Annotated in this window: 2 protein-coding genes; both read right to left on the bottom strand. The window is 38.3% G+C overall.

Annotated elements, in window-relative coordinates:
• A partial coding sequence (locus MT391_RS20670) for an IS630 family transposase (protein ID WP_499499975.1) occupies positions 1 to 415 on the bottom strand: 415 nt, incomplete at its 3' end.
• A gap of 34 nt (positions 416 to 449) precedes the next feature.
• Positions 450 to 926, bottom strand: coding sequence for an IS630 family transposase (locus tag MT391_RS20665; RefSeq protein WP_499499973.1), 477 nt, complete (start codon positions 924 to 926; stop codon positions 450 to 452).
• Positions 927 to 1042: the final 116 nt, after the last annotated feature.

Below are 1042 nucleotides of genomic sequence, written 5' to 3'. Positions count from 1 at the left end.
TTGATTCATAGCCATTAAAACAACGATTAGCTAAATGATGCTGACGCAACCAACTCCATACTTGCTCGATTGAATTTAACTCAGGGGAATAGGGAGGAAGGTGAATAATAGTTAGATTAGTAAACTCTTCAGCTAAATAAGATTGATGCCAGCTGGCCCTATCCATGATGACTACAGCATGTTTTCCCTTCGGCGTTGCATTAGAAATTAAGCGCAAATGCGCCTTCATCACTTCACTATTACTAAAAGGCATAACCAATGCCTCGGTTTGACCGGTATTGATACAGACCGCACCAAATAAATAAGCATACTCAAATTGTTGCTGCTGAACGGCCCTTGGTCTGGTCCCTTTTTCTGCCCATATTTTGGTCGTTGTATTGCGTTGACCAAATCTAGCTTCGTCTTGAAACCAAATATAGACATCTTTTAAGTGAATATGCCCAGGGATCTTAAGGATCGTATTTATTTGGAATTTTTTTAAAAGATGCTTGTACTTCTTCTGATTGTTTCGGGTGCTTAGAGCGAGTTGTTATCCAGCTTAGATTTAATTTGTTGAGTAAATGATAAATATTAGTTTTTTGATAAGTGACCCCGAATGTTGTTTCAATATATTCTTTTATATCCTTCCCCTGCAAACGGCCTCCATCTGATTTTATCGCATTATCAATCACATATTGCTTTATATTAGCAAGCTGCTCTGGCGTGAGTCGATGAGGCCTTCCACTGCGAGGCTTTACTTCCAAACCTGTTAACCCAGAATGAAGGTATGCTTTAATCCAAATGTTGACACTTCTACGGCTTACCTTTAAAAAAGCCGCAATATCAGTTCTGCTTTTCCCTTCTAAGAAATGCGAGACTGCGAGTAATTTTAATCGTTGTCTCGCATTGGTTGTCGCATTAATTAATTCAGTAAAATTGTGGCTCATACTAGCTCCTTTGTAAGAACCTTAATTAGATCACATATTTATCGGAAATGGTATTACATGATCAACTTGATGCCTAAAGTTATTCCAGGCCCGACTTACTTGATCAACAATATCTT

Source organism: Vibrio sp. 1-Bac 57 (genome assembly GCF_037546855.1).
Classification (GTDB): Bacteria; Pseudomonadota; Gammaproteobacteria; order Enterobacterales; family Psychromonadaceae; genus Psychromonas.
The sequence above is the reverse complement of the archived record's forward strand: the minus strand, read 5'-3'. Positions and strand labels throughout refer to the sequence as shown.